This is a genomic window from Streptomyces sp. NPDC051582 (genome assembly GCF_040681715.1).
Classification (GTDB): Bacteria; Actinomycetota; Actinomycetes; order Streptomycetales; family Streptomycetaceae; genus Streptomyces.
In genome coordinates this window covers 189,805-214,812 of sequence record NZ_JBFAZJ010000001.1, presented here as the reverse complement: position 1 = coordinate 214,812, position 25,008 = coordinate 189,805, and the positions used below count along the sequence as shown (strand labels likewise).

The window sequence follows — 25,008 nt, the reverse complement described above, 5'->3', positions numbered from 1 at the left end:
CCAAGGGCGCGGTGGAGCCGCTTACCCCTCGGGTACACCGCCGTATGGAACCGGCCGGAACCCGTCCTTGCCTGTGCCGCCTGGGCCTGGTGCGGCGACTGTCTCGGAGGAGAACCCTGTGACCTCGAACCCGTCCACGCCCGACACCGACGGGCCGAAGACAGAGACCACCCTGACGACCCGGATCCGGATCAACATCCCGGGTTCGCGGCCGATCCCGCCGGTGGTCGTACGCAAGCCGGTGGCGGCGGCCGCCGACGCGGAGCCGGAGGCCGAGGCCGCCGCCGAGCAGCCCGTGGCGGAGCCCGCGCCCGCCGCCGAGCCCGAGGAGGCGACCAGCAACTGGTTCGCCCCGCGCAAGTCGGCCGCCCCGGCGCCCGCACCGGCGCCGGCCCCGGCGCTGCCGACCCGTACCCCGGCCCCGGGCGGTCCCGCGCCCGTACTGCCCACCCGTACGCCGGCCGGGCCCGGGCCCGGCCCCGTGCCGCCCGGCCCCGGTGCCGGCTTCGCCCCCGGTGGCCCGGCCGGCCCCGGTCCCCGTACGGGCGCCCCGGCGGGCCCCGGCTTCGACGCGCGCCGCCCCGGCTTCGCCCCGGGCGCGGCCCCGGCGGGCCCCGGCTACGGCCCGGGCCCCGGCCCCGAGGCGCCGCCCGCCCCCCGGATGCCCGGCGGCCCCGGCGTCGGCACGCCCCTGGGCCACCCCGGCTACGCGGACACCGACGCCGGACCCGTCACCGAGGCGTTCCCCGCGTACGGCGGCCCGGTCGCCACCGGGGCCCCCGCGGGCCCCACCGGCGGCCCCGCCCTCGGCTCCGTCGGCGGCCCGCGCGGCGACGCGGTCCCCGGCTGGCCCGGACCCGAGCTGGACGATCCGCTCCCGCCGATCCCCTCCCCGGGCGGCCCGGGCCCGCGCCCGGCCCCGGTCCCGGTCCCGACGCCGGTCCCCGCTCCGGCGGCGGCCGCCCCCGCGCGGCCGAAGCCGGCCTCCATGACGCCGACCAAGGTCAAGAAGGGCCGCTCCAAGCTGGTCCTCGTCGCCAGCGGGCTCATCGCCCTGCTCGGCGTGGCCTACGGCGCCGGGCTGCTGCTCAACCACTCCGACGTCCCCAAGGGCACCACCGTCATGGGCGTCGACATCAGCGGCAGTCGCGACGAGGCCGTCGGCAAGCTCCAGACGGCCTTCGGCAACCGCGCCGCCGCCCCGCTCACGCTCACCGTCGGCGGCAAGCAGGTCGAGCTCAAGCCCGAGAAGGCCGGCCTGAGCCTGGACGCCCAGACCACCGTGCGCAACGCGGCGGGCAGCGACTACAACCCCCTCACGGTCATCGGCTCGCTCCTCGGCAACGAGCGCATCGCCGAAGCCGAGTTGCCGGTCGACGAGGAGAAGCTCCAGGTCGCGCTCCAGGAGCTGGCCGGAGCCTCGGGCACCGCCACCGAGGGCACCATCACCTTCGACACGGGCAAGGCCGTCGCGGTCCCCGGCAAGCCCGGCACCACCCTGGACGCGGGCGCCTCCGCCGAGCTGGTCAAGAAGGCGTTCCGCGAACTGGTCGCCACCGGCAAGACCGCCCCGCTCGAACTCCCGGTCACCACCAAGAACCCGGTCGTCGACCAGGCGGAACTGGAGCGGGCCATGAAGGAGTTCGCCGAGCCCGCGATGTCCGGCGTGGCCACCGTCAAGGCGGGCGGCAAGTCCCTCCCCTTCGGTGCCAAGTCCCTGCCCAAGATCCTCAGCATGCAGCTCGTGGACGGGCACCTGACCGAGAAGTACGACCTGGAAGCGCTCAAGGCGACCTACGGGAACACCTTCGACGGCGTCCTGATCATGCGCGGTACGGGCGAGAAGACCGCCGTCACCCCGCAGGACGTCGTCGGCGCCCTGCGCCAGGCGCTGCGCGGCAAGACCACGGCCGAGCGGACCGCCACGATCGACACCAACGGCAGCTGACGACCGCCGCCGGCGAGAGCCCCCGTCCCACCCCGGGCGGGGGCTCCCGCACGTCCGCGGCCGGGTCCGTCACCGGGGCCGTCACCGGGGCCGTCATGCCGGCCGCATGACATCCGTCATCCACCAGTCACGACGCAGGACACTGCCGCGCACACCCCCGTACGGGGGAATCTTCGGTCATGACGACGACGACCCCGGCGCACACCACCGCCGCCGCGCAGGACACCGGCCCCGGCGCCGGCCCCGTGGTGGCCTTCCAGAACGTGACCAAGAGCTACGGCGCGGTCCGCGCGGTCGACGGCCTCTCCCTCGAACTCCACCCCGGCGAGACCGTCGCGCTGCTCGGCCCCAACGGCGCCGGCAAGTCCTCCACCCTCGACCTCCTGCTGGGCCTGCGCCCCGCCGACTCCGGCACCGTCCGGCTCTTCGGCACTACCCCCCGCGAGGCCATCGCGGCCGGCCGGGTCGGCGCGATGCTCCAGAGCGGCGGCCTGATGGAGGACGTCACCGTACGGGAGATCGTCGCCCTCGGCTGCGCCCTGCACCCCCGCCGCCACCCGGTCGAGGAGGTGCTCGGCCGGGCCGGCATCAGCGAGATCGCCGACCGCATGGTCAACAAGCTCTCCGGCGGCCAGGAACAGCGCGTCCGCTTCGCCCTCGCCACCGCCGGACACAACGACCTGATCGTCCTGGACGAGCCGACCACCGGCATGGACGTCACCTCCCGCCAGGCCTTCTGGGCCACGATGCGGGACCAGGCCGCCCAGGGCCGCACGGTCCTGTTCGCCACCCACTACCTGGAAGAGGCCGACGCGATCGCCGACCGCGTCCTGGTCCTCAACAAGGGACGGCTGCTCGCCGACGGCACCGCGGCCGAGATCAAGGCGAAGGCGGGCGCCCGCCGGATCGCCTTCGACCTGGCGGCCGACGCCGCGGTGGACGACACGGCGCTGCGCGCCCTGCCGCACCTGACGTCGTACGAGCGCCACGGCGGCACGGTCCGGCTCCAGTCGCGCGACGCCGACGCCACCGTCCACGCCGTGTACGCGCTGGGGCTCTACCCCCGGAACCTGGAAGTCGCCGGGCTGGGCCTGGAGCAGGCCTTCATCGCCCTCACCGAGGCCGAGGAGGCCAAGTAATGCCGACCACCGGAACGCTCCAGCTCATCAAGCTGGAGATCAGCCGCGCCCTGCGCAACAAGAAGTACCTGTTCTTCACCGTCCTCTACCCGGCCGCGCTGTTCCTGATGCTCGGCGGCACCCTGAGCGGCACCACGAAGGTCATGGGCACCGAACTGACCATGCCGGCCTTCTACATGGTCGCCATGGCCTCCTTCGGCGCGCTGACCGCCGTCCTGATGGGCAACAGCGAGCGCATCGCCAAGGAGCGCGAGAAGGGCTGGGTCCGCCAGCTGCGGCTGACCGCCCTGCCCGGCCGCGGCTACGTCCTCGGCAAGACCGCCAGCGCGGGCGTGCTCTCGCTGCCCGCCATCCTGGTCGTGTTCGCGGTCGCCGCGATCGTCAAGGGCGTGCGGTTCGACGCCTGGCAGTGGCTCGCCCTGACCGGTTCCATCTGGGCCGGCAGCCTGGTGTTCGCCGCCCTCGGCGTGGCGATCGGCTACCTGGCGAGCGGGGACACCGTCCGCCCGATCACGATGCTGTTCTACTTCGGCCTGTCGATCCTCGGCGGCCTGTGGATGCCGACCGCGAACTTCCCGCAGTGGCTGCAGGACATCTGCGAGTGGCTGCCGACCCGGGCGTACGCCGGCCTCGGCCAGGCCATCGAGCTCGGAGGCGCACCCCACCTGAAGGACGTGGCGATCCTGGCGGTCTACTTCGTACTCTTCACCGGTGCCGCCGCCTGGCTGTACCGCAAGGACTCGCTGAAGGCATGACGGGTGTGACGAGCGTGATGGGTGCGACGGGGGCGACCAGTGGGACCGGCGGGACCGGCGTGACGGAGCCGACCGAGACCGGTCTCATGGGGACCAAGGGCGGCCCCCGGGTCGGGCTCCGGCCCGAGAACCGCCGGCAGAAGACGGTGAAGTCGCTGTGGATCGGCGTCTGGCTGTTCTACCTCAGCGCCCCCGTCACCGACCTCGTCAGCGGCGGACACAGCCTCGGAGCCCGGCTGCTCGGCGGCCTGGGCCTGGCGGCCTTCGTCGCCTGGTACCTGGTCATGGTCTTCCGCACCGCCCGGCAGAGCGGGACGCGGCGCGTGCTGCTCTCGGTGGCGGTCCTCTCGGCGCTGGCCACGATCCTCTCGCTGGCCCTGGGCCGCGAATGGCTCGTCCTCTTCGTGTACGTGGCGATCGCCTCCGGCGCCGCGCTGCCGGGGGAGATCTCCCGGTTCACGGTGCCCGGCGCCACCGCCCTGCTCGCGCTGACCGCCTTCGCGGTGCCGGCCGGCGACGAGTACCTCGCCGGGCTGCTGATCCCAGCCCTGATGGGCGGCTTCGCGATGGTCGGCATCCGCGCGATGATCCGCACGACGGTGGAACTGCGCGAGGCGCGGGCCACGGTGGCGCAGCTCGCCGCGAACGAGGAACGGCTGAGGATGGCCCGGGACCTGCACGACCTCCTCGGCCACTCGCTGTCCCTGATCACGCTCAAGAGCGAGCTGGCGGGACGGATGCTGCCGGACCACCCCGAGCAGGCCGCCCAGCAGGTGGCGGACATCGAGCAGGTCAGCCGGCAGGCGCTGGTCGACGTACGGGAGGCCGTGAGCGGCTACCGGCGGCCGACCCTGCCGGGCGAACTGGCGGGCGCCCGCACCGCGCTGACGGCGGCGGGCGTGGCGGCGGACCTCCCGGCGGAGCCGGTGGAGGACCTCCCCGAGGAAGTGGAATCGGCGCTGGCCTGGTCGCTGCGCGAGGCGGTGACGAACGTGGTCCGGCACAGCGGGGCGCAGCGGTGCACCGTCCGCCTGGAGGTCCTCCAGACCCTGGCCGGACGGATCGTGGAGCTGTCCGTCGCCGACGACGGCGGGGGCGGACCGGCGGTGGCGGGCAACGGCCTGACGGGCCTCACGGAACGCCTGGAGGCGGTGGGCGGAACCCTGGCGGCAGGATCCGCGGGCAAGAAGGGCTTCCGCCTGCTGGCCCGCATCCCCCTAGGATCGGGATCATGACCACACGCCCCATCCGGATCCTCCTGGCGGAGGACCAGTCCATGGTCCGCGAAGCCCTCGCGGCCCTCCTCGGACTGGAGCCGGACATCGAGGTGCTGGCCCAAGTCGCGCGCGGCGACGAGGTGGTGCCGGCGGCCCGGGCGCACGACGTGAACGTGGCGCTGCTCGACATCGAGATGCCTGGCATGACGGGCATCGAGGCGGCGGCGGCCCTGCGCACCGCGGTCCCCGACCTCAAGATCGTCATCCTGACCACCTTCGGCCGCCCCGGCTACCTGCGCGGGGCGATGGAGGCGGGGGCCTCGGCGTTCCTGGTGAAGGACGCCCCGGCCGCGCAACTGGCCGCCGCGGTGCGCAAGGTCCTCGCGGGCGAGCGCGTCATCGACCCCACCCTGGCGGCGGCGGCCCTCGCGGAGGGCGCCAACCCGCTGACGGACCGCGAACGGGAGGTCCTGCGCGCGGCCGAGGAGGGAGCCACGAACGCCGAACTCGCGGCCCGTCTCCACCTCTCCCAGGGCACGGTCCGCAACTACCTCTCGACGGCCATCCAGAAGCTGGCCGCGCGCAACCGCGCGGAAGCCATACGCGTGGCCCGCGAAAAGGGCTGGCTGTAGCCCGTTCCGCCCGCCGCCCTAGTTCAGCAGCGCGCGAGCGGACAGGGCCTCGCCCCGGATCCGCGCGGCGGCCGGCGGATCGATCCCGTCGACCACCTCCGCGTAGGACTCCATCTCGGCGGCGCCGGAAGCGAACTGCCCCCGCTCGACCAGGAGCTTCGCCCGCTCGTACCGCAACGACGCCGGATGCGAGGGCAGGAGCAGCGACAGCTCCAGCGCCCACAGCGCCACCCCCGACTGCTCCGGCCGGGCCGCGGCCCACGCCCTGATGTTGTTCAGGATCCGCAGCACGATGTCCAGCGTCCGCGCGGGGGTCCGCGGCTCGGCCGCCTGTTCCGCCGGCCCGGCCCCCAGCGAGGCGCCCCCGGCGAACGGGTCCACGACGAGGCCCTCCTGCGGATCCCCGAACCCCACCACGAAGTGCCCCGGCAGCCCCAGCCCGTACACCGGCGCGCCCGCGCGCCGCGCGACCTCCAGCCAGACGACGGACAGGAGGATCGGCAGGCCCCGGCGCCGCCGCAGCACCTCGTGCAGCAGCGAGGACGACAGCCGGTCGTAGTCCGCGGGGGTGCCGTGGAAGCCCATCCGGCCGCCCAGCAGCTCCGTCACGGCCGAGGCCCAGGCCTTCCCGCCGCGCAGCCCGTACGGCAGCATCCCCGCCAGCCGGTCCAGCTCGATCTGTGCCCAGTCCATGGCCCGTTCGTCCAGCTCCGGGTCCGCCTCCGCGGCCAGCAGCAGGCACAGCAGGACCAGGTCCGGCCGCTCCGAGCGGGCCTCCTGCGCGAACCGCGCCCGCGACTGCGCGCTCATCGCGCCGCCCCCGCACGGAACCGGAAGTGGTGGTACGCGTGGTGCGTCGCGAAGCCCAGCCCCTCGTACAGCGCCAGCGCCCCCGCGTTGTCCGCCTCCACCTGGAGCCAGGCCGCCGACGCGCCCTCCTCCAGCGCCCGCCCGGCCAGTACCGCCATCACCGCGGTGCCCAGCCCCGCGCGCCGGTGCTCCGGATCCACCTCGACCGCCGCGAAGCCGGCCCACCGGCCGTCCACCACCAGCCGCCCGATCGCCCGGCCGGGCAGCGTCGCGAACCACACCGACGGCCCCGCCACCAGCACCCGCCGGGCCACCTCCGGGTCCTTGACCCGCCCGTACATCCCGAGCCACTCCTCGTCCGGGGTCCGGCTCAGCCGTACCGCGGAGGCGCTCGCACCGGCGTCCACGTCGGCGATCGGCGCCAGCGCCGCGATCCGCACCTGCGCCGACACCTCGTTCACCCAGCCCCGGCGCTCCAGCTCCGCGCCCAGCAGCTCCTGCGTGCCGACCGCGCCCGTCGCCGTCTGCGCGTACGCCGGAAGTCCGCGTTCCGCGTACCAGGCCGTCACCCGCGCGAGTGCTTCGTCCAGGGGAAGCCCCGGGTCGCCGAGCGGCAGCACGGAGTTGGCCCGCCGGGTGAAGCCGCCGGCCGCGCGCAGCGTCCACGCGCCCAGGGGCTCGCTCTCCAGCGGCTGCCAGGCCCGCGCGCCGACCCGCGCCAGCTCCTCGAAGGAGGCCGCGGGACCCCGCCGCCGGGCCGGGGCCGGGGGCACGATCTTGCCCGCCACCAGCGAAGATTCCGAGATGTGGACGATCTCGCCGCTCTTTCGTGTGATCGTCAGCACACCTTGGTTCCAGGATGTGAGAACCCCTACGGTGTCAGTGAACGACGGCGCTTCGTCCGCCCCGCTCTCCACCCGTCGTACAGAGACTCGTTTACCCACGTCAGCCGGGGTGATACGGATCTCCAGCAGCCCACCGGCAGTGATTTCCACAGCTCTGTCCGCCCCTCCTGTTCGGATCGTGCCCGGGAACGGAGATACTAGGCGTGGGCATCGACGACGCCGCGCTCCCGCGCGATATGGAAAGCCCTACCGAGGAGGAACGAGAGCGTGACCTACGTCATCGCGGAGCCTTGTGTCGACGTCAAGGACAAGGCATGCATCGAAGAGTGCCCCGTCGACTGCATCTACGAGGGCCAGCGGTCCTTGTACATCCACCCGGACGAGTGCGTCGACTGTGGTGCGTGTGAGCCGGTCTGCCCGGTCGAGGCCATCTTCTACGAGGACGACACTCCGGAAGAGTGGAAGGACTACTACAAGGCGAACGTCGAGTTCTTCGACGAGCTCGGTTCGCCCGGTGGTGCCTCCAAGCTGGGCCTGATCGAGCGCGATCACCCCTTCGTCGCGGCGCTTCCGGCGGACATCAACCCGAGTCACTGACGACGGTCGTACCGCAGAACCGCCCCTCGGTCCCGTACGGCCCCCGTGCCGCGCGGGACCGAGCCGTTTGCCCGCAGCGCCGTCACCAGCAGAGAGCAGAGAACACCGTGGCCGCAGTATCCGCACGTCTTCCCGCCTTCCCCTGGGACAAGCTGGAGCCGTACAAGAAGACGGCGGCGGCCCACCCGGACGGCATCGTCGACCTGTCCGTCGGCACGCCCGTCGACCCGGTCCCGCAGCTGGTCCAGGACGCTCTCGTCGCGGCCGCCGATTCGCCGGGCTACCCCACGGTGTGGGGCACCGTCGCGCTGCGCGACGCGATCACCGGCTGGCTGAAGGGCCGTCTGGGCGCGAGCGCCGCCACCCACCGCAACGTCCTGCCGGTCGTCGGCTCCAAGGAGTTGGTGGCCTGGCTGCCGACCCAGCTGGGTCTGGGCGCCGGGGACAAGGTGGCGTACCCCCGGCTCGCCTACCCCACGTACGAGGTGGGCGCGCGGCTGTGCGGGGCCGAGGCGGTGGTCTACGACGACCCCACCGAGCTCGACCCGGCCGGCGTGAAGCTGCTGTGGCTCAACTCCCCGTCCAACCCCACCGGGAAGGTCATCCCGAAGGAAGAACTGGTCCGCATCGTGGCCTGGGCGCGCGAGCACGGGATCCTGATCTTCAGCGACGAGTGCTACCTGGAGCTGGGCTGGGAGGCCGAGCCCGTCTCCGTCCTGCACGACGACGTCTGCGGCGGCTCGTACGAGGGCATCGTCGCCGTCCACTCCCTCTCCAAGCGCTCCAACCTGGCCGGCTACCGGGCCGCGTTCATCGCCGGTGACGCCGGGGTGCTCGGCGAGCTGCTGGAGATCCGCAAGCACGGCGGCATGATGACCCCGGCGCCGGTACAGGCGGCCACGGTCGCCGCGCTCGGCGACGACGCGCACGTCGAGGAGCAGCGCGGGCGCTACGCGGCGCGGCGCGGGGCGCTGCGGGCGGCGCTGGAGGCGCACGGCTTCCGGGTCGAGCACAGCGAGGCCAGCCTGTACCTGTGGGTGACCCGGGACGAGGCCTGCTGGGACACGGTCGCCCACCTCGCCGAACTGGGCATCCTGGTCGCGCCGGGCGATTTCTACGGTGAGGCGGGCGCGGAGTTCGTCCGCGTCGCCTTCACGGCGACGGACGAGCGCGTCGAAGCGGCGGTCAAGCGCCTCGCCTCGTGATCCGCGGCGTACCCGGTGAACGGCCCGAGGGGCCGGGAGTTCGTGCTCCCGGCCCCTCGGCGTTCCTGCGCGTGCGGCGGGTCAGCCGCCCAGCGGGAGGCCGCTCAGCGGCAGCCCCTGGGTGGGGAGCGCGCTGGTCAGGCCGGCGGTCGGGACGCCCTCGGTCGGCAGCCCGGCGGTCGGCAGCCCGGCGGTCGGAAGCGAGCCGGTGGGCAGGGTGTCGGTCGGCAGGCCCTTGGCCGCCGGCAGCCCGCCGAGCAGGCCGGTCGCGGTGTCGGTGACCTGGGCGGGGGCGCCGGGTACGGCCTGGGCGGCGGTGTCCGTCGCGCCGGCGGCCGCGGCCTCACCGGTGCCGACCACGTTGCCGGCGGGGCCGGCGGCGTCCGGGCTGGTGAGGGCGCCCAGCTGCGGCACGGACCCCAGGTCCGCGGCGCTGGCCGCGCCGGCCGCACCGACCACGGGAGCTGCCCCGGCTGCGAGCAGCAGCGCGGTACGGGCGATCCGGCGGGTCAGGGGGAGGGACATGATGCTCCTAAGCGGTAGCGGCTGAGTACGCCGTGTACAACCGCTCGGGGGGCGGGTGGAGTTGCGGAGACGCCGGGTAAAGGATCGGTAACGCATCGTTTAATCGGCCTGCGCTACAAGAGCATCGGATACGCGCCGACCAGGCGTTCCGCCCTCCTGGAGACGCATCGGGCCACCGCCCGGTCACCCCCGCACGGGGGACGCCTCGTACAGGCGAGCCCACGGCCGGCGACGCGTCACTGGGCCACGAAGATCCGTACCGAACCGGTCTCCGCGCGGTGCGGGTCGGGAGCCCCGGTCTTGCCCTGCGGACCGGCCGGCCCCAGCTGCTGCCACTCGCCCCGCGCCTGGCCGGCCACCCAGCTCTCCGGGCCGTACGAGACCCGGACGACCCCCATCCCGCGCGAGTTGGCCACCGCCCAGCCCGCCATCACCTTGCTGCCGCGCGCCGCCGAGGCGCCCGCGTCCTTCTTCTCGACGAAGGTCACCTCGGCCTCCTTCACCTTCCCGGCCGCGTCCTGCGTCCGGCGCGGCTCCGCCGCAGCGGTGTGCATCTTGCTCTTGGCGAAGATCCGGGTGAGCTCCGTACGCACCTTCTCCGGATCGCCCGGGGCGGTCGGCGCGGGGCCGCCGCACGTCAGCTCGCCGTCCCCGGCGAAGGCCGCCGCGATCACGACCGCTTCCGACTCGTGCTTCGCGTACGCCTCGGGGTAGCCGCTGCGCTGCACCTCCTGCGCGGCCTCCGTCAGCGGGAGATCGGCGTAGCCCTTGACCTGGACGAGGTGGTCGTAGAACTTCCCGGCCGAATACACCGGGTCCATGATCTGCTCCTCGGTGCCCCAGCCCATCGAGGTCCGCTGCTGGAAGAGCCCCAGCGAATCCCGGTCGCCGTGGGGGAGGTTGCGCAGCCCCGACTCCTGCATCGAGGTCGCCAGCGCGATGGTCAGCGCCCGGTCCGGCAGGCCCTTGGCCACGCCGACCGCGGCTATGGTCGCCGCGTTGCCCGCCTGCTCCGGGGTCATGTCGACCCCCAGCGCATTCGTCCGCACGCTGGCCGTGCAGTGCGGGGCCCCGCCACCGCCGTTCGTCGTGTTGTACTGCACGGCGAAGTAGCCGATCAGCGCGAGCAGCACCAACACACCGGCGCACGTGAGCAGCGGCCGGCGTCGGCGACGGGGACGGGGGGGATCGTTCCGGGTCACGGCGCCCACCGTACTTGAGCCATGCGACGCGTCCACCGGCCGGACGTGAGAGCTTCGCCGCAGTCCTGGGCGCTAGGGTCGGGCCATGTCCGAATCCGAGCTGGACCTCACCCTGGACGCCGCCGAGCTGACCGCCCGGCTCGTCGACATCCCGTCCGTGAGCGGCGACGAAAAGGTCCTCGCCGACCTGGTGGAGCACGCGCTGCGGGCCCTGCCGCACCTCACGGTCGACCGGTACGGCAACAACGTCGTGGCGCGTACGGACCTCGGCAGGGCCGAGCGAGTCGTCCTCGCGGGTCACCTCGACACCGTGCCGATCGCCGACAACGTCCCGTCCCGCCTGGACGAGAACGACGTCCTGTGGGGCTGCGGAACGACCGACATGAAATCCGGCGTCGCCGTGCAGCTGCGCATCGCCGCGACCGTGCCCGAGCCCAACCGCGACCTGACCTTCGTCTTCTACGACCAGGAGGAGGTCGCCGCCGACCTCAACGGCCTGGGCAAGGTCGCCGAGGCCCACCCCGACTGGCTGACCGGCGACTTCGCGGTCCTGCTGGAGCCGTCGAACGCCGAGGTCGAGGGCGGCTGCCAGGGCACCCTGCGCGTCCTGCTCCGCACGTCCGGCGAGCGCGCCCACTCCGCGCGCAGCTGGATGGGCTCCAACGCCATCCACGCGGCGGCCCCGATTCTCGCCAAACTCGCGGCGTACGAGCCGCGCAAGCCGGTGATCGACGGCCTGGAGTACCACGAGGGCCTGAACGCGGTCCGCATCGAGGGCGGCGTCGCCAACAACGTCATCCCCGACGCCTGCACGGTGACGGTCAACTTCCGCTTCGCCCCGGACCGCAGCATGGACGAGGCGGTCGCCCACGTCCGGGAGGTCTTCGCGGACTGCGGCGTCGACGAGTTCGTGATCGACGACTTCTCGGGCGGCGCCCTCCCCGGCCTCTCCCACCCCGCCGCGGCGGCGTTCATGGAGGCGGTCGGCGGCCGCGCCATGCCCAAGTTCGGCTGGACCGACGTCTCCCGCTTCAGCGCCCTCGGCGTCCCGGCGGTCAACTACGGCCCGGGCGACGCCCTGCTGGCCCACAAGGTCGACGAGCGCGTGGAAACGAAGGCCATCCTCCACTGCGAGGAACGACTCCGCGCCTGGCTGACCTCCTGAATTCCGCTTGTCGTCACCTTTGTGCGCCTAATCTGATCCAACGATCAGCAGGAGGGAGCACATCATGGGCAACTCCAGCATTTCCGACGGGTCTGCTCGTCGGCGGCCCGAGGAGCAGCAGCTCGGGCCGGTGCTGCGCAGGCGGAGCCAGGTGCAGGCGGGCAGTACGACGGACCAGCGGCTGCTGGATTCCGCCGGCCCCTCCGAGTGGGTGCACACCGATCCCTGGCGGGTCCTGCGCATCCAGTCGGAGTTCATCGAGGGCTTCGGCACGCTGGCGGAGCTGCCGCCGGCGATCAGCGTGTTCGGTTCGGCCCGTACGCCCGCCGGATCGCCGGAGTACGAGGCCGGAGTGCAGATCGGCAGCGCGCTCGTCGAGGCGGGCTTCGCGGTGATCACCGGTGGCGGCCCGGGCGCCATGGAGGCGGCCAACAAGGGTGCCCGGGAGGCGAACGGGATCTCCGTGGGCCTGGGCATCGAACTGCCGTTCGAGCAGGGGCTCAACCCGCACGTGGACCTCGGGCTGAACTTCCGGTACTTCTTCGTCCGCAAGACGATGTTCGTGAAGTACAGCCAGGGCTTCGTGGTCCTGCCGGGCGGACTCGGCACGCTGGACGAGCTGTTCGAGGCCCTGACGCTCGTCCAGACCCAGAAGATCACCCGGTTCCCGATCGTGCTGTTCGGGTCGGAGTACTGGTCCGGTCTGGTCGACTGGCTGAAGAACACGGTGATCGCGCAGGGCAAGGCCTCGGAGCGCGACCTCTACCTCTTCCACGTCACGGACGACGTGGACGAGGCGATCGCGCTGGTGACCAAGGAAGTCGGCAAGTAGCGGCAGCGGCCGCCCCGCCGCTTCGCGAGCCCCCGGCGGGCCACCGCCGGGGGCGCCCGGCGCCGTTGGGCTCAGGCCAGTCCCCGGCGGGCCACCGCGGGCGGCCGGTGCCCCTGGATCGTGCGGACCATGTCCAGGATCTGCTTCGTCTCCGCGACCTCGTGGACCCGGTAGACCTGGGCGCCGAGCCAGGCCGAGACCGCCGTCGTGGCCAGGGTGCCCAGCAGGCGCTCCTTGACCGGCTTGTCGAGGGTCTCGCCGACGAAGTCCTTGTTGGACAGCGAGACCAGCACCGGCCAGCCGGTGTCCGTCATCTCGCCCAGCCGGCGCGTGGCCTCCAGCGAGTGGCGGGTGTTCTTCCCGAAGTCGTGGCCGGGGTCGATCATGATGGCGTCCCGGCGGACCCCGAGCGCGGCCGCGCGTTCGGCCAGCCCGACGGTGACCCGCAGGATGTCCGCCATCACGTCCTCGTAGGCGATCCGGTGCGGCCGGGTGCGGGGCCGGGCCCCGCCCGCGTGGGTGCACACCAGGCCGGCGTCGTACCGCGCCGCGACCTCGGCCAGCTTCGGGTCCACCCCGCCCCAGGCGTCGTTCAGCAGGTCGGCCCCGGCCTCGCAGACGGCCTCGCCGACCTCGTGCCGCCAGGTGTCCACGCTGATCACCACGTCCGGGTGACGGCGCCGGACCTCGGCCACGAAGCCGACCGTGCGCCGGGCCTCCTCGGCGGCGTCCACGTGCTCGCCCGGGCCCGCCTTGACCCCGCCGATGTCGATGATCGCGGCGCCTTCGGCGACCGCCTGCTCGACGCGGTCCAGCGCGGGCTCGTCGCGGAACGTCGCTCCCTGGTCGTAGAAGGAGTCCGGAGTCCGGTTCACGATGGCCATGATCACCGGCTCGTGGGTGTCGAACTCGCGCCTGCCCAGTCGCAGCATCCCGTTCTTTCCTCCTCCGGCGGCCCTCGCGCCTCGCTGCGACCTTAACCTGGTGGCCGGTGGCCCGATGTCTCTCAGGGAGTTGCTCGTGTTCTGGTTCTTGCTGATCGCGCTGGTCGTGGTCGTCGCGGCGGTCACCCTGGCCGTGGTGGGCGGTGGTTCCGAAGCCGTACTGCCGGAGGCCGAGCCGGACCGGGTGGCCGACGCGCTGCCGGAGAGCCGCCCGGTGGTACGGGCCGACATCGACGCCCTGCGCCTGCCGGTCGGGCCGCGCGGCTACCGGATGGCCGAGGTGGACGACGTACTGGAGCGGCTCGCGGCGGAGCTCGCCGAGCGGGACGCGCGGATCGCGGAGCTCACGGTGGCGGCCGCGCACGGCCGCGCGCAGGCTCCGGCCGCGGCGGTCGACCTGCACAAGGACGCCCCGCAGGAGGAGGGCCGGTGACGGCGGTCGCGGGTCCGGACGGCGGTCTGCGCTGCCCCTGGGCGCTGGCCACCGAGGACTACATCGCCTACCACGACACGGAGTGGGGCCGCGCGGTCCACGGGGACGACGCCCTGTACGAGCGGCTGTGCCTGGAGGCCTTCCAGTCGGGGCTGTCCTGGCTGACGATCCTGCGCCGCCGTGAGGGCTTCCGCACGGCCTTCTCGGGCTTCGTGATCGCCGAGGTCGCCGCCTTCGGGCCCGCCGACGCGCAGCGGCTGCTCGCCGACGAGGGGATCATCCGCAACCGGGCCAAGATCGATGCCACGCTCGCCAACGCGAAGGTGCTGGCGGAGTGGGAGCCGGGCGAACTGGACGAGCTGATCTGGTCGCACGCGCCGGAGCCCGGCCGGCCGGCACCCGCGACGATCTCCGAGGTGCCGGCGGTGACGCCCGAGTCCACGGCCCTGTCCAAGGCCCTGAAGAAGGCCGGGATCCGCTTCGTCGGGCCCACGACCGCCTATGCGCTCATGCAGGCCTGCGGGTTGGTCAACGACCACCTGGCCGCCTGCGCCGCCCGCGAACCCGCCTGAGGCGGGGGAGGGCGGGGGCAGACGGCCCGGGGGTGGCGGACTCAGCGGCCCAGGTACTTCGGCGGCTGCTTCGCGAGGAAGGCCTGGACGGCGATCGAGTGGTCCTCGGAGGCGCCCGCGCGCGCCTGCAGGGTGTCCTCGTGGTCCAGTGCCTCGGACAGCGAGCGCGAGGCCCCGTAGGCCAGGGACTCCTTGAGGGCCGCGTAGGCCACCGTCGGGCCCTGCGCCAGGGTGCGGGCCACGGCCTCGGCCTCCGCGTGCAGGGAGTCCGAGGGGACCAGGCGGTTCACGATGCCGAGCTCGTACGCCTCCTGCGCCTTGACCGAGCGCGGGAAGAGCAGGAGATCGGAGGCGCGGGAGGCGCCGATCAGCCGGGGGAGGGTCCAGGAGACCCCCGAGTCGGCGGTCAGCGCCACCCCCGCGAAGGAGGTGTTGAAGGAGGCCGTGTCGGCGACGACCCGGAAATCCGCCGCCAGTGCGAAGCCGAAGCCCGCCCCGGCCGCCACGCCGTTGACGCCCGCCACGACCGGCTTGGGCATCTCGGTCAGGGCGCGCACGATCGGGTTGTAGTGCTCCGCGACCGTGTTCATGGTCAGGGAGGAACCGGTCTCGCGGTCCGCCGCGAGGTTCCCGATGTGCTCCTTGAGGTCCTGGCCGACGCAGAACGCCCGGTTCCCGGCCGCCGTCAGCAGCACCGCGCGGACGGCCGGATCGGCGGCCGCCGCCAAGACCGCGTCGCGCAGCGCGACCTTGGCCTCGGTGTTCATGGCGTTCATGGCGTCGGGACGGTTGATCGTGATCTTCGCGAGTCCGTCGGTCACTTCGTAGAGCACGCTGTCGGCCATGGCAGGGGGTCCCCCTTCGTCGCGGGCTTGGCTACCGGCCGGTACCGGTCGGTGCAAGGGCCAGCATGGCGGACCCGGCCGCTCCGGGGCATGTGATGTGCGTCAAAGAAAGCGGAGGGCGGACGCCGGGTGCGACGGCGCAGTATCGCAGGCACGTCCCCGAAATGAGTGGTTTTGGCCGAGCGCGTTGCGCAAGCGTTCCCTGCCGATGTTGGTCATCGGGTCCTGACATGCGGGATAATGGCCAAGAAGCAATGTGTTCGATGCCGGGTTCCAGGCGCCTGAATGGGGCCGTCGGCTGACGATGAACTGGTTTCAGGAAGGGGAACGAGCATGGCGGCCATGAAGCCGCGGACGGGCGACGGCCCGCTCGAGGTCACCAAGGAGGGGCGGGGCATCGTCATGCGCGTACCGCTCGAAGGCGGCGGTCGGCTCGTCGTCGAGCTGACCCCGGACGAGGCGGACGCCCTGGGTGACGCCCTGAAGAAGGTCGTCGGCTAACCCGTCGGCAGCACCGCGGTACCCGTATTCTCTGCGCCGCCCCGGCCGCTCACCAGCGGTCGGGGCGGCGTTGTGTCATGTCCGGGGCCGGACCTCGTCCCGTCCCGGACCGAACCCCTGCGCCCCGCGGAGCCCGCCGTGTCCTTCTCCCCGCCCGCGCCGCCGGCCCTCGCCTTCCTGCTGCTGAGCCGAGCTGAGCGGAGCGGGGTCCTGCCGAGCCGTCCGCGGACCCGTCAGCGCCGGACCGCGCAGAGCAGGCCGTCGCCCACCGGGAGCAGGGCCGCCTCCAGCGCCGGGCTCTCGCGGACGCTGCGCAGCAGCTCCCGTACGCGCAGCACCTCGATCTGCTGCGCGGCTCCGTCGACGGTGCGGCCGTCGGAGAAGACCCCTTCGAAGCAGACCAGCCCGCCGGGGCGCAGCAGGCGCAACGATTCGGCGAGGTAGTCGAGGGACTCGGAGGGGTCCCCGTCGCAGAAGACGAGGTCGTACCCGCCGTCGGCGAGCCGGGGGAGCACGTCGAGCGCGCGGCCGGGGATGAACCGGGCGCGGTTGCCCGCGAAGCCGGCGGCGCGGAAGGCCTGGCGGGCGAAGGCCTGCCGGTCCGCCTCGGGGTCGACGGTGGTCAGCACCCCGTCGGGGCGCATGCCGTGGAGGAGGTGGATGCCGGAGACGCCGGTGCCGGTGCCGATCTCGGCCACCGCCTTGGCGTCCGCGGTGGCGGCGAGCAGGCGCAGCGCGGCCCCGGTGCCCGGGGAGACGGAGCGAAGGCCCGCTTCCCTGGCCCGGTCGCGGGCCCACCGCAGAGCGTCGTCCTCGGCGACAAACGCGTCGGCGAACGCCCAGCTCGTCTGCCGGTTGCCGGTAATGACCCTCTCCTGTCCCCATAGTTGGCGCAACGGTGACTGTATCCGCTGACGTCGGGAACCCGCAGATGGGACCGGGCGTTGGAGAAAACAGCGGCGGACCGAACCAGCGAGGTGAAAAGGGGCGTATGGGCGGCCCGCGGCCGGGATAGATGGGGCGGCAGCGGGCAGATCGGCGGCCCGGCCCGTCGCGGGCACGTGCAAAGTTACTGCAAAAACACTTATCCGGAGCTGACGGGAGGGGTGGCTATGGTAGGGACTCCACTGGACACCACCAGAGCCGATAGGGGAGGTGCGGCTGCGCCTGTGGATCGTGGAGGCGTATTCAGACGCCTCTTCTGGTCGGCGGGTGAGCCGAAATCCGTGACCGACATTGCTGACCGCTTCCACACCGCTGCCACCGCAACCACCGCGACCTTTGCCGCCGATGCGGGCACCCAGGCGTGGACCCCTCCTTCATGGGAGGAGATCGTCAGCACGCACAGTGCGCGGGTCTACCGCCTTGCCTACCGCCTGACGGGCAACCAGCACGACGCCGAGGACCTGACGCAGGAGGTCTTCGTCCGCGTCTTCCGTTCGCTGTCCACGTACACGCCGGGCACGTTCGAGGGCTGGCTGCACCGGATCACCACCAACCTGTTCCTCGACATGGTCCGCCGCAAGCAGCGGATCCGCTTCGACGCGCTCGCCGACGACGCCGCCGAGCGGCTGCCGAGCCGTGAGCCGTCCCCGCAGCAGGTCCTGCACGACACGCACTTCGACGCGGACGTGCAGCAGGCGCTGGACACCCTCGCGCCCGAGTTCCGCGCGGCCGTGGTGCTGTGTGACATCGAGGGTCTGTCGTACGAGGAGATCGCCGCGACGCTGGGCGTGAAGCTCGGCACCGTGCGCAGCCGCATCCACCGGGGCCGCTCGCACCTGCGCAAGGCGCTCAAGCACCGGTCCCCCGCGGCCCGGGCCGAGCAGCGCGCGCTGGCGGGAGCGGCGGTGGGCGCGCCGGGCGCCGGGGGAGAGGGCGGAACCGAGTGAGCGGAGTCAGTCCCTCTCCTGCCGAACAGCACCTGGGTGACCGCCTCGCCGCCCTGGTCGACGGGGAACTGAGCCATGACGCGCGCGAGCGGGTCCTGGCGCATCTGGCCACGTGTGCCAAGTGCAAGGCCGAGGCCGATGCGCAGCGCCGCTTGAAGAGCATGTTCGTCGAGAGCGCGCCGCCGCCGCTGTCGGCCGGGCTGCTGGCCCGGTTGCAGGGGCTGCCGGGTGGCGGTCCCGACGGGCCGTCGGGCCCGTCCTCCGGTCCTCCGGCTCCGCCGGGCGCGGAGCTCTTCGGGTACGTGGCTCCGGCCGCGCCGCAGCAGGGCTTCCGCATCCACGAGGTGGGCCGGCCGCGGCGCCGTTTCGCGTTCGTGGCGGCCGGGGCGGTCTCGCTGGCCGCGATCGCGCTGGGCGGCTCGCTGCCGGTCGACTCACTGGAGCCGACCGTACGGGGCGAGGCCCCGGCATCGCGTCCGGGCCCGGCGGTGTCGGTGACGGACGCGGTGGTCCGCGACCGGGCTCCCGGTCCTGGTCCCGGTCCTGGTTCCGGCCCCGGTCCCGGCTTCGTGGCGGGCCCGCGCCCCACGGCTCCCCTTCCCCCGGTCCATCCCTCGATCTCGCCCCGCCCGGTCTCGCTGACCCGCTGAGGCACGGGGACCGGGGGCGGAGCCCCCGGTCGGCGCGGGACCTGGTTGAATCGGCGGCAGATGCGCCGCCCGGCGGTGCTACAGGTACCTCCCCCAGCTCCGCCGGGGGGACCCCCAGGGGAGCGCCCATGGCCGACCAGCAGCAGTCCGACACGGGCCCGAAGTGGTGGAGTCGCCCCGCCGCCCCGCGAGCGGAACCGGAGGCGGGCTCCGCCGTGGCGGACGGGCCCGCTCCCTCGCGACCGGACGGCGATCCGGCGCCCGAGTCCGCGCCCCAGGCGTCCGAGGCCGCCCCGCTGCCCCGGTACGACCCCTGGGGAGAGCAGCCGCTCCAGGTCGCCGACCGGGGCAGGGCGGCCGGCGGCGGGCACCTCGTACGGATGCGGCACGTCCTCGCGCTCGGGCTCGGCATCGCCCTGCTCGCCGGAGGCATCGGCGGGTGGCTCGGCGTGCTCGCCGAGCGGCAGAGCAGCACGCGCCTCGAACTTCCCCAGGCCGGCGTCGAGAGCAAGAACCGCGCTCCCGAGAGCGTGGCCGGGATCGCCGCCACCGCCCTGCCCGGCGTCGTCACCCTCCACGTACGCGGCAGCACCGGCAGCGGTACCGGAACCGGGTTCGTCCTGGACGGCCAGGGCCACATCCTCACCAACAACCACGTCGTCTCCGACGCCAAGGACATAACGGTCACCTTCAGCACCGGTGAGAGCGTCACCGCCGAGCTGGTCGGCCGCGACAGCGGCTACGACCTGGCCGTGGTCAAGGTCGACGGTGTACGGGGCCTGGCGCCGCTCTCCCTCGGGAACTCCGAGAACGTGAAGGTCGGCGACCCGGTCGTGGCCATCGGCGCGCCCTTCGACCTCTCCAACACCGTCACCGCCGGCATCATCAGCGCCACCGGCCGGCCCATCACCGCCGGCGGGGACAAGGGCGACGGCAGCGACATCAGCTACGTCGACGCCCTCCAGACCGACGCCCCCATCAACCCCGGCAACTCCGGCGGCCCGCTCCTGGACGCCAAGGCCCGCGTGATCGGCATCAACAGCGCCATCCGGGGAGCCGACAAGGGCGATTCCGACAAGCAGAGCGGCAGCATCGGGCTCGGCTTCGCCATCCCGGTCAACCAGGGCAAGCGCGTCGCCGAGGAACTCATCCGCACCGGGCACGCCACCCACCCGGTCATCGGCGTCACCCTCGACATGGAGTACACCGGCGACGGGGCCCGCGTCGGGACCAAGGGCGAGGGCGGCAAGCCCGCCGTCACCGCCGACGGCCCCGGCGCGAAGGCCGGCATCCAGGGCGGCGACGTGATCACCAAGGTGGACGGCGTACGGGTGCACGGCGGAGACGAGCTCGTCATCAAGATCCGCGCCCACCGCCCGGGCGACCCCCTCACCCTGACGGTCCTGCGCGACGGACGGGAGCGCACCCTGGAGCTGGTCCTCGGTTCGGCGAACGGATCATGACCAGATGGAGAATCCCCGGTCGTAGCCGCACCGATGTATGGGCCCGCCGACAAGGCCGGGTACCGTGTGTCGTGGCCCGAAGTGAAAAGAGCCGAGGAGCGGCAAGGTGTTCAACGACATAGGCGCACTCGAACTGGTCACGATCGTGGTGCTCGCCATCCTCATCTTCGGTCCGGACAAGCTCCCCAAGGTGATCCAGGACGTCACCGGGGTCATCCGGAAGATCCGCGCGTTCTCCGACAGCGCGAAGCAGGACATCCGCTCCGAACTCGGTCCCGAGTTCAAGGACTTCGAGTTCGAGGACCTGAATCCGAAGACGTTCCTGCGCAAGCAGCTGGGCGAGAACGAGGACCTGAAGGAGATCCGCAGCAGCTTCGATCTCCGCAAGGAGCTCAGCGACGTCACCGACGCCGTGAACAGCCGTGAGGCGGACTCCGCCCCGGCCGCCTCCGCCGCCACCGGCCCGGACCTGCTGAAGAAGCCCGCCGCCCCGGCCGCCGAGCAGCGCACTCCGTACGACGCCGACGCCACCTGAGACACCCCCTCGTTTCGAGCCTTCCGGGCGATTCGGGGTCCGGTGGCTATCCTCCATGAGTCCGGACCCAGGACGCCCCAGGGTGGGGGTCCCCCCGACGACATGTGGGGGAGGGCGCGTTCCGGACCCCACGGAACGAGAGGCCGCATCGATGGAGACGACGAGCAGTAGCCGGGTAGGGGTGCAGCCCGCCGAGGCGCCCGCGCCCGCCGCCGCACCTGCCGCACCGGCCGCACAGCCGCAACCCGAGCCGGCCGAAGCCGCCGCCGCACCCCAGCAGCCGGCGGCCGCGCAGCAGGCGCCCGCGCAGTCCGAGGAGGACGCCGCGCCCGTCCCGGCGGCCCGTCGGGCGGTGGAGGGCTACCTGCGGGCCGAATTCCCCTGGTACGGGCTGGACGGGGCCTTCACCGGCCCGCGCTGGCTCATGCAGGTGGGCACCGGAGCCGACGGCACCGTCGAGCACGGTTCCACCGGCCACGGCGACGAGCCCTCCGCGCGCGGAGAGCTGGCCACCGGAGAGAAGGAGCGCTTCGCGGTGGTCGTCACCGTCGCGAGCAACCCGCTGCGCCGCAGCGGCGACGGCACCGGTGTCCTGGAGGCCACCTCGGTCTCCTCGGCGGCCTGGCTGGCCGGCTCGGGGCTGCTGGCGTACAGCTGGCCGGGTCAGATGGACCACACCCTGCGCGACGACTGGCTGGACCAGCAGACCGAGGCCGCCTGGGAGCTCGCCGACGACCTCGCCGGCCCGGACTGGTCGACGCTGTCGCTCCCGGTCGACGGGGAGCCGACGCCGTTCCACTACCGCGAGTCGGAGTTCGGCTGGGTCCTGGCCGGGTCGACGAAGGGCGGCGTGCACGTGGGTGCGTACGGGCGCGGGATGAGCGCGTACGGGCTCGGCTTCTCGGTGATCGCGGATCTGGCCGCGTACGCGTAGCCCGCGTACGCGTAGCCCGCGTAGGAGTAGTCCGGGTACGGGAAGGGGCACCGCCGGCCGGCGGTGCCCTCCTCGTGCGCGGCGATCAGAACTTGTTGCGCGGGGTGATGCCCAGCGACATGCCGGCCAGGCCGCGGGCGCGGCCGCCCAGCTTGCCCGCGATGGAGCGCAGCGCCGCGCCGGCCGGGGAGTCGGGGTCCGAGAGGACGACCGGCTTGCCCTCGTCGCCGCCCTCGCGCAGCCGTACGTCGATCGGGATCGAGCCGAGCACCGGCACCGTCGCGCCGACCGTCTTCGTCAGGCCGTCGGCGACCTTCTGGCCACCGCCCGAGCCGAACACGTCGACCATCTCGTCGCAGTGCGGGCACGGCAGCCCGGACATGTTCTCGACGACGCCGACGATCTTCTGGTGCGTCTGCACCGCGATCGAGCCGGCCCGCTCCGCGACCTCGGCCGCCGCCTGCTGCGGGGTGGTCACGACCAGGATCTCCGCGTTCGGCACCAGCTGGGCCACCGAGATCGCGATGTCGCCCGTACCCGGCGGCAGGTCCAGCAGCAGCACGTCCAGGTCGCCCCAGTACACGTCCGCCAGGAACTGCTGGAGCGCCCGGTGGAGCATCGGGCCGCGCCACACCACCGGCGCGTTGCCCGGGGTGAACATGCCGATGGAGATGACCTTCACGCCGTTGGCCGACGGCGGCATGATCATGTTCTCGACCTGGGTCGGACGGCCTTCCACACCCAGCATGCGCGGCACGCTGTGGCCGTAGATGTCCGCGTCGACGACGCCGACCTTCAGCCCGTCCGCGGCCATCGCCGCGGCCAGGTTCACCGTCACCGACGACTTGCCGACGCCGCCCTTGCCGGACGCCACCGCGTAGACGCGGGTCAGCGAGCCCGGCTTGGCGAACGGGACCTCGCGCTCGGCGGTGCCGCCGCGCAGGGTGGCCGCCAGGTCCTTGCGCTGCTCGTCGCTCATCACGTCCAGCGTGACCGCGACGGAGGTGACGCCCGCGACCCGCTCGACGGCCTCGGTGACGTTCTTGGTGATCGTCTCGCGCATGGGACAGCTCGACACCGTGAGGTAGACGGTGACCGCGACCTCGCCACCGTCGCCGATCTCCACCGATTTGACCATGCCGAGCTCGGTGATCGGCCGGTGGATCTCGGGGTCGTTCACCGTCGCCAGCGCGTCGAGGATCGCGTCCTGCTCAGGCACGGCGGCGGAGCTTGTGTCGGTAGCCATGCCCCGATGGTACGGCTCGGTAGCCCGCCTCCGGAAAGGCCGCTAGCGGTCGCCTTCGTCACTCTCCGCCGGGAATAGCCGGCGCTCGTCCATCTCCTTGATCAGGTCCTGGAACTCCGACCGGATCCAGTCGCGCGTAGCGACCTCGCCCAGGCCCATGCGCAACGCCGCGATCTCCCGGGTCAGGTACTCGGTGTCGGCGATGGAGCGTTCGTTCTGCTTGCGGTCCTGCTCCAGGTTGACCCGGTCGCGGTCGTCCTGCCGGTTCTGCGCGAGCAGGATCAGCGGGGCCGCGTAGGAGGCCTGGAGCGACAGCATCAGCGTCAGGAAGATGAACGGGTACTCGTCGAACCGCAGGTGGTCCGGCGCGAAGATGTTCCACAGCACCCAGACGATGATGACCAGCGTCATCCAGACGATGAACCGGCCCGTGCCGAGGAACCGCGCCACCCGCTCCGACAGCCGCCCGAACGCCTCCGGGTCGTACACCGGGAGCAGCCGCCTCCGGTCGGACCGGGGCTGGTCCAGGCGCACCCGCGAGCGGGTCAGCGCGGTCGACCCGGTCGAGGCGGCGGCGGCCTTGGACCGCAGCCGCTCGGCGGCCTCCTCCTCGCGGCCCGTCAGCCCCTGCTCGCGCGCGAACTCGCGGGCGTGCTCGCGCGCCAGCTCCCGCCGCACGCGGATCTGCTCGCGGCGCCGGTCGCGCGCCGGCTCGCCGCCGCCCCGCCGCTCACCGGACATCGGAGACCTCCTCGGCATGGAAGTCCGTCTCGCGCCAGTCGTCGGGCAGCAGGTGGTCCAGTACGTCGTCCACGGTCACCGCGCCCAGCAGCGAGCCGCTCTCGTCCACCACCGGCACCGCCACCATGTTGTACGCGGCGAGATGGGTCGTCACCTGCGGCAGCGAGGCGTCCGGGCGCAGCGGCGGCAGGTCCGTGTCCACGATCGAGCTCACCAGCGTGAACGGGGGGTCCCGCAGCAGCCGCTGGAAGTGCACCGTCCCCAGGTACTTGCCCGTGGGCGTCTCGTCCGGCGGCCTGCACACGTACACCTGCGCGGCCAGCGCCGGCGACAGGTCCGCCTGCCGTACGCGGGCCAGCGCGTCGGCGACCGTCGCGTCGGGCCGCAGCACGATCGGCTCCGTCGTCATCAGACCGCCCGCGGTGTTCTCCTCGTACGACAGCAGGCGGCGCACGTCGGCCGCGTCGTCCGGCTGCATCAGCGTCAGCAGCCGCTCCTTGTCGTCCTCCGGGAGCTCCGAGAGCAGGTCGGCCGCGTCGTCGGGGTCCATCGCCTCCAGGACGTCGGCGGCGCGCTCCTCCTTCAGCTTGCCGAGGATCTCCACCTGCTCGTCCTCGGGCAGCTCCTCCATGACGTCCGCGAGCCGGTCGTCGTCGAGGGCGTTGGCCACCTCGGCGCGCCGCTTCGGCGTCAGGTGGTGCAGCACGTTCGCCACGTCGGCCGGGCGCATCTGCTCGAAGGTGGCCACCAGGTTCTCCGCGCCCTGGCCCTCCTCCTCCAGCGAGAAGCCGGTCACCGCCGACCACTCCACGGTCAGGGTCTCGCCGCGCCGGCGCAGCGCGCCGCTCTTGCCCTTGCGCACGAAGATCCGGTCGATCTCCCAGTCGCGGCGGGCCGGCAGCTGCTGGATGGCCACGTCGAGGACGGTGACCTCCTCGCCGGTGGTCCCCAGCGTCACCCGGCGGTCCAGCAGTTCGCCGAGGACCAGGCGCTCGGTGGGCCGCTGCTCGAAGCGACGCATGTTGACGACGCCGGTGGTGATGACCTGTCCGGACTCCACGCCCGTCACCCGGGTCATGGGAAGGAAGATCCGGCGCCGGCTGACCACCTCGACCACCAGGCCCAGCAGCCGCGGCGGGCGGCCGCCGACGCGCAGCATCGCGACGAGGTCGCGGACGCGGCCGACCTGGTCGCCGTTGGGGTCGAAGACGGGCACACCCGACAGATGCGAGACGAAGATCCGCGGGGCGCCACCAGCCATGCGAGCGCCTCCTAGAGCGTCGGTCCTCAGTCCTGCCGCCCCTCAGGCTAGCCCGTGCCACGGGAGAGCGTCCTGGTGGGGCGGCCGCCCGTGGGTACGGGCGGACCACCCGCCCGGCA

25 protein-coding genes and 2 pseudogenes are annotated in these 25,008 nt (G+C 73.0%); 17 read left to right on the top strand and 10 right to left on the bottom strand.

Annotated elements, in window-relative coordinates:
* Positions 1-118: 118 nt before the first annotated feature.
* The 5 genes from AB0M92_RS01015 to AB0M92_RS00995 all read left to right on the top strand — a co-directional run bounded on the left by AB0M92_RS01015 (position 119) and on the right by AB0M92_RS00995 (position 5,691).
* The gene (locus tag AB0M92_RS01015) at positions 119-1,948 is read left to right on the top strand and encodes a hypothetical protein (protein ID WP_366099971.1); all 1,830 of its coding nucleotides are present in this window, start codon (positions 119-121) and stop codon (positions 1,946-1,948) included.
* Positions 1,949-2,127: 179 nt separating this feature from the next.
* Positions 2,128-3,087, top strand: a complete 960-nt coding sequence (locus AB0M92_RS01010) for an ABC transporter ATP-binding protein (protein ID WP_366099970.1) — start codon at positions 2,128-2,130, stop codon at positions 3,085-3,087.
* The gene (locus tag AB0M92_RS01005; protein ID WP_366099969.1) at positions 3,087-3,842 is read left to right on the top strand and encodes an ABC transporter permease; all 756 of its coding nucleotides are present in this window, start codon (positions 3,087-3,089) and stop codon (positions 3,840-3,842) included. Before AB0M92_RS01010 ends, AB0M92_RS01005 begins: the two co-directional genes overlap by 1 nt.
* A gap of 86 nt (positions 3,843-3,928) precedes the next feature.
* On the top strand, positions 3,929-5,077 hold the full coding sequence (locus tag AB0M92_RS01000; protein ID WP_366100330.1) for a sensor histidine kinase: 1,149 nt from the start codon (positions 3,929-3,931) through the stop codon (positions 5,075-5,077).
* Positions 5,074-5,691, top strand: a complete 618-nt coding sequence (locus AB0M92_RS00995; RefSeq protein ID WP_366099968.1) for a response regulator transcription factor — start codon at positions 5,074-5,076, stop codon at positions 5,689-5,691. Before AB0M92_RS01000 ends, AB0M92_RS00995 begins: the two co-directional genes overlap by 4 nt.
* A gap of 18 nt (positions 5,692-5,709) precedes the next feature.
* Here the strand turns inward: AB0M92_RS00995 and AB0M92_RS00990 are convergent, their stop codons facing one another.
* Positions 5,710-6,501, bottom strand: a complete 792-nt coding sequence (locus AB0M92_RS00990; RefSeq protein ID WP_366099967.1) for a transglutaminase-like domain-containing protein — start codon at positions 6,499-6,501, stop codon at positions 5,710-5,712.
* Positions 6,498-7,496, bottom strand: coding sequence for a GNAT family N-acetyltransferase (locus AB0M92_RS00985; protein WP_366099966.1), 999 nt, complete (start codon positions 7,494-7,496; stop codon positions 6,498-6,500). Before AB0M92_RS00985 ends, AB0M92_RS00990 begins: the two co-directional genes overlap by 4 nt.
* Positions 7,497-7,613: 117 nt before the next feature.
* Between AB0M92_RS00985 and fdxA the strand changes: the two genes are divergently transcribed.
* On the top strand, positions 7,614-7,943 hold the full coding sequence (fdxA, locus tag AB0M92_RS00980; RefSeq protein ID WP_048475372.1) for a ferredoxin: 330 nt from the start codon (positions 7,614-7,616) through the stop codon (positions 7,941-7,943).
* 107 nt (positions 7,944-8,050) lie between these two features.
* Entirely contained in the window at positions 8,051-9,148 is a 1,098-nt protein-coding gene (gene dapC / locus AB0M92_RS00975) for a succinyldiaminopimelate transaminase (RefSeq protein ID WP_366099965.1), read from the top strand.
* An 81-nt stretch (positions 9,149-9,229) separates the two neighbouring features.
* Here the strand turns inward: dapC and AB0M92_RS00970 are convergent, their stop codons facing one another.
* Both AB0M92_RS00970 and AB0M92_RS00965 read right to left on the bottom strand, forming a co-directional pair.
* Positions 9,230-9,673 carry an ATP-binding protein gene (locus tag AB0M92_RS00970; RefSeq protein ID WP_366099964.1) on the bottom strand — a complete coding sequence of 148 codons (444 nt, stop codon included), beginning with the start codon at positions 9,671-9,673 and terminating at the stop codon, positions 9,230-9,232.
* 236 nt (positions 9,674-9,909) lie between these two features.
* Entirely contained in the window at positions 9,910-10,812 is a 903-nt protein-coding gene (locus tag AB0M92_RS00965; protein WP_366099963.1) for a hypothetical protein, read from the bottom strand.
* Between the two features lie 148 nt (positions 10,813-10,960).
* Here AB0M92_RS00965 and dapE point away from each other — a divergent pair, with 148 nt between their 5' ends.
* Positions 10,961-12,040 (top strand): succinyl-diaminopimelate desuccinylase, encoded by a 1,080-nt coding sequence (dapE, locus tag AB0M92_RS00960; RefSeq protein WP_366099962.1) that lies wholly within the window; start codon positions 10,961-10,963, stop codon positions 12,038-12,040.
* A 64-nt stretch (positions 12,041-12,104) separates the two neighbouring features.
* Positions 12,105-12,872, top strand: coding sequence for a TIGR00730 family Rossman fold protein (locus tag AB0M92_RS00955; protein WP_366099961.1), 768 nt, complete (start codon positions 12,105-12,107; stop codon positions 12,870-12,872).
* A 71-nt stretch (positions 12,873-12,943) separates the two neighbouring features.
* On the opposite strand, the gene folP is transcribed toward AB0M92_RS00955, so the two are convergent.
* The gene (folP, locus tag AB0M92_RS00950) at positions 12,944-13,804 is read right to left on the bottom strand and encodes a dihydropteroate synthase (protein WP_366099960.1); all 861 of its coding nucleotides are present in this window, start codon (positions 13,802-13,804) and stop codon (positions 12,944-12,946) included.
* 82 nt (positions 13,805-13,886) lie between these two features.
* On the opposite strand from folP, the gene AB0M92_RS00945 reads away from it, so the two are divergent.
* Positions 13,887-14,249: a DivIVA domain-containing protein gene (locus AB0M92_RS00945; RefSeq protein ID WP_366100329.1), complete on the top strand. Its 363-nt coding sequence runs from the start codon at positions 13,887-13,889 to the stop codon at positions 14,247-14,249.
* Complete coding sequence (locus AB0M92_RS00940; RefSeq protein WP_366099959.1) at positions 14,246-14,821, top strand: DNA-3-methyladenine glycosylase I; 576 nt, start codon at positions 14,246-14,248, stop codon at positions 14,819-14,821. The genes AB0M92_RS00945 and AB0M92_RS00940 overlap by 4 nt, the downstream gene beginning before the upstream one ends.
* Positions 14,822-14,862: 41 nt before the next feature.
* On the opposite strand, the gene AB0M92_RS00935 is transcribed toward AB0M92_RS00940, so the two are convergent.
* Entirely contained in the window at positions 14,863-15,666 is an 804-nt protein-coding gene (locus AB0M92_RS00935; RefSeq protein WP_366099958.1) for an enoyl-CoA hydratase-related protein, read from the bottom strand.
* Positions 15,667-15,999: 333 nt separating this feature from the next.
* Here AB0M92_RS00935 and AB0M92_RS00930 point away from each other — a divergent pair, with 333 nt between their 5' ends.
* Positions 16,000-16,167 (top strand): DUF3117 domain-containing protein, encoded by a 168-nt coding sequence (locus AB0M92_RS00930; protein WP_003966491.1) that lies wholly within the window; start codon positions 16,000-16,002, stop codon positions 16,165-16,167.
* Positions 16,168-16,400: 233 nt separating this feature from the next.
* Here AB0M92_RS00930 and AB0M92_RS00925 read toward each other — a convergent pair whose 3' ends face one another.
* A complete protein-coding gene (locus AB0M92_RS00925) occupies positions 16,401-17,063 on the bottom strand; it encodes a class I SAM-dependent methyltransferase (RefSeq protein ID WP_366099957.1) in 663 nt (220 codons plus the stop codon).
* A 216-nt stretch (positions 17,064-17,279) separates the two neighbouring features.
* Between AB0M92_RS00925 and sigE the strand changes: the two genes are divergently transcribed.
* The 5 genes and pseudogenes from sigE to AB0M92_RS00900 all read left to right on the top strand — a co-directional run bounded on the left by sigE (position 17,280) and on the right by AB0M92_RS00900 (position 21,641).
* A complete protein-coding gene (sigE, locus tag AB0M92_RS00920) occupies positions 17,280-18,059 on the top strand; it encodes an RNA polymerase sigma factor SigE (protein WP_366099956.1) in 780 nt (259 codons plus the stop codon).
* Positions 18,056-18,493 (top strand): annotated as a pseudogene (locus AB0M92_RS00915) (zf-HC2 domain-containing protein); the annotation flags it as partial. The gene sigE and the pseudogene AB0M92_RS00915, both read left to right, overlap by 4 nt.
* A 614-nt stretch (positions 18,494-19,107) precedes the next feature.
* A pseudogene (locus AB0M92_RS00910) lies at positions 19,108-20,172 on the top strand (trypsin-like peptidase domain-containing protein); the annotation flags it as partial.
* A 106-nt stretch (positions 20,173-20,278) separates the two neighbouring features.
* On the top strand, positions 20,279-20,707 hold the full coding sequence (locus tag AB0M92_RS00905; RefSeq protein WP_366099955.1) for a sec-independent translocase: 429 nt from the start codon (positions 20,279-20,281) through the stop codon (positions 20,705-20,707).
* Positions 20,708-20,858: 151 nt separating this feature from the next.
* The gene (locus tag AB0M92_RS00900; RefSeq protein WP_366099954.1) at positions 20,859-21,641 is read left to right on the top strand and encodes a hypothetical protein; all 783 of its coding nucleotides are present in this window, start codon (positions 20,859-20,861) and stop codon (positions 21,639-21,641) included.
* Between the two features lie 85 nt (positions 21,642-21,726).
* On the opposite strand, the gene AB0M92_RS00895 is transcribed toward AB0M92_RS00900, so the two are convergent.
* The 3 genes from AB0M92_RS00895 to AB0M92_RS00885 all read right to left on the bottom strand — a co-directional run bounded on the left by AB0M92_RS00895 (position 21,727) and on the right by AB0M92_RS00885 (position 24,889).
* On the bottom strand, positions 21,727-22,842 hold the full coding sequence (locus AB0M92_RS00895; protein WP_366100328.1) for a P-loop NTPase: 1,116 nt from the start codon (positions 22,840-22,842) through the stop codon (positions 21,727-21,729).
* An 87-nt stretch (positions 22,843-22,929) separates the two neighbouring features.
* Entirely contained in the window at positions 22,930-23,478 is a 549-nt protein-coding gene (locus AB0M92_RS00890) for a DUF1003 domain-containing protein (RefSeq protein ID WP_366100327.1), read from the bottom strand.
* 139 nt (positions 23,479-23,617) lie between these two features.
* Positions 23,618-24,889, bottom strand: coding sequence for a CBS domain-containing protein (locus AB0M92_RS00885; protein WP_359168707.1), 1,272 nt, complete (start codon positions 24,887-24,889; stop codon positions 23,618-23,620).
* Between the last annotated feature and the right edge of the window lie 119 nt (positions 24,890-25,008).

What these genes read in the sequence shown, in the direction of transcription:
- AB0M92_RS01010 (WP_366099970.1), top strand. Translation starts at nt 2,128, where the DNA reads ATGACGACGACGACCCCGGCGCACACCACCGCCGCCGCGCAGGACACC.
- AB0M92_RS01005 (WP_366099969.1), top strand. Translation starts at nt 3,087, where the DNA reads ATGCCGACCACCGGAACGCTCCAGCTCATCAAGCTGGAGATCAGCCGC.
- AB0M92_RS01000 (WP_366100330.1), top strand. Translation starts at nt 3,929, where the DNA reads ATGGGGACCAAGGGCGGCCCCCGGGTCGGGCTCCGGCCCGAGAACCGC.
- AB0M92_RS00995 (WP_366099968.1), top strand. Translation starts at nt 5,074, where the DNA reads ATGACCACACGCCCCATCCGGATCCTCCTGGCGGAGGACCAGTCCATG.
- AB0M92_RS00990 (WP_366099967.1), bottom strand. Translation starts at nt 6,501, where the DNA reads ATGAGCGCGCAGTCGCGGGCGCGGTTCGCGCAGGAGGCCCGCTCGGAG.
- AB0M92_RS00970 (WP_366099964.1), bottom strand. Translation starts at nt 9,673, where the DNA reads ATGTCCCTCCCCCTGACCCGCCGGATCGCCCGTACCGCGCTGCTGCTC.
- dapE (WP_366099962.1), top strand. Translation starts at nt 10,961, where the DNA reads ATGTCCGAATCCGAGCTGGACCTCACCCTGGACGCCGCCGAGCTGACC.
- AB0M92_RS00955 (WP_366099961.1), top strand. Translation starts at nt 12,105, where the DNA reads ATGGGCAACTCCAGCATTTCCGACGGGTCTGCTCGTCGGCGGCCCGAG.
- folP (WP_366099960.1), bottom strand. Translation starts at nt 13,804, where the DNA reads ATGCTGCGACTGGGCAGGCGCGAGTTCGACACCCACGAGCCGGTGATC.
- AB0M92_RS00935 (WP_366099958.1), bottom strand. Translation starts at nt 15,666, where the DNA reads ATGGCCGACAGCGTGCTCTACGAAGTGACCGACGGACTCGCGAAGATC.
- AB0M92_RS00930 (WP_003966491.1), top strand. Translation starts at nt 16,000, where the DNA reads ATGGCGGCCATGAAGCCGCGGACGGGCGACGGCCCGCTCGAGGTCACC.
- sigE (WP_366099956.1), top strand. Translation starts at nt 17,280, where the DNA reads ATGGTAGGGACTCCACTGGACACCACCAGAGCCGATAGGGGAGGTGCG.
- AB0M92_RS00900 (WP_366099954.1), top strand. Translation starts at nt 20,859, where the DNA reads ATGGAGACGACGAGCAGTAGCCGGGTAGGGGTGCAGCCCGCCGAGGCG.
- AB0M92_RS00885 (WP_359168707.1), bottom strand. Translation starts at nt 24,889, where the DNA reads ATGGCTGGTGGCGCCCCGCGGATCTTCGTCTCGCATCTGTCGGGTGTG.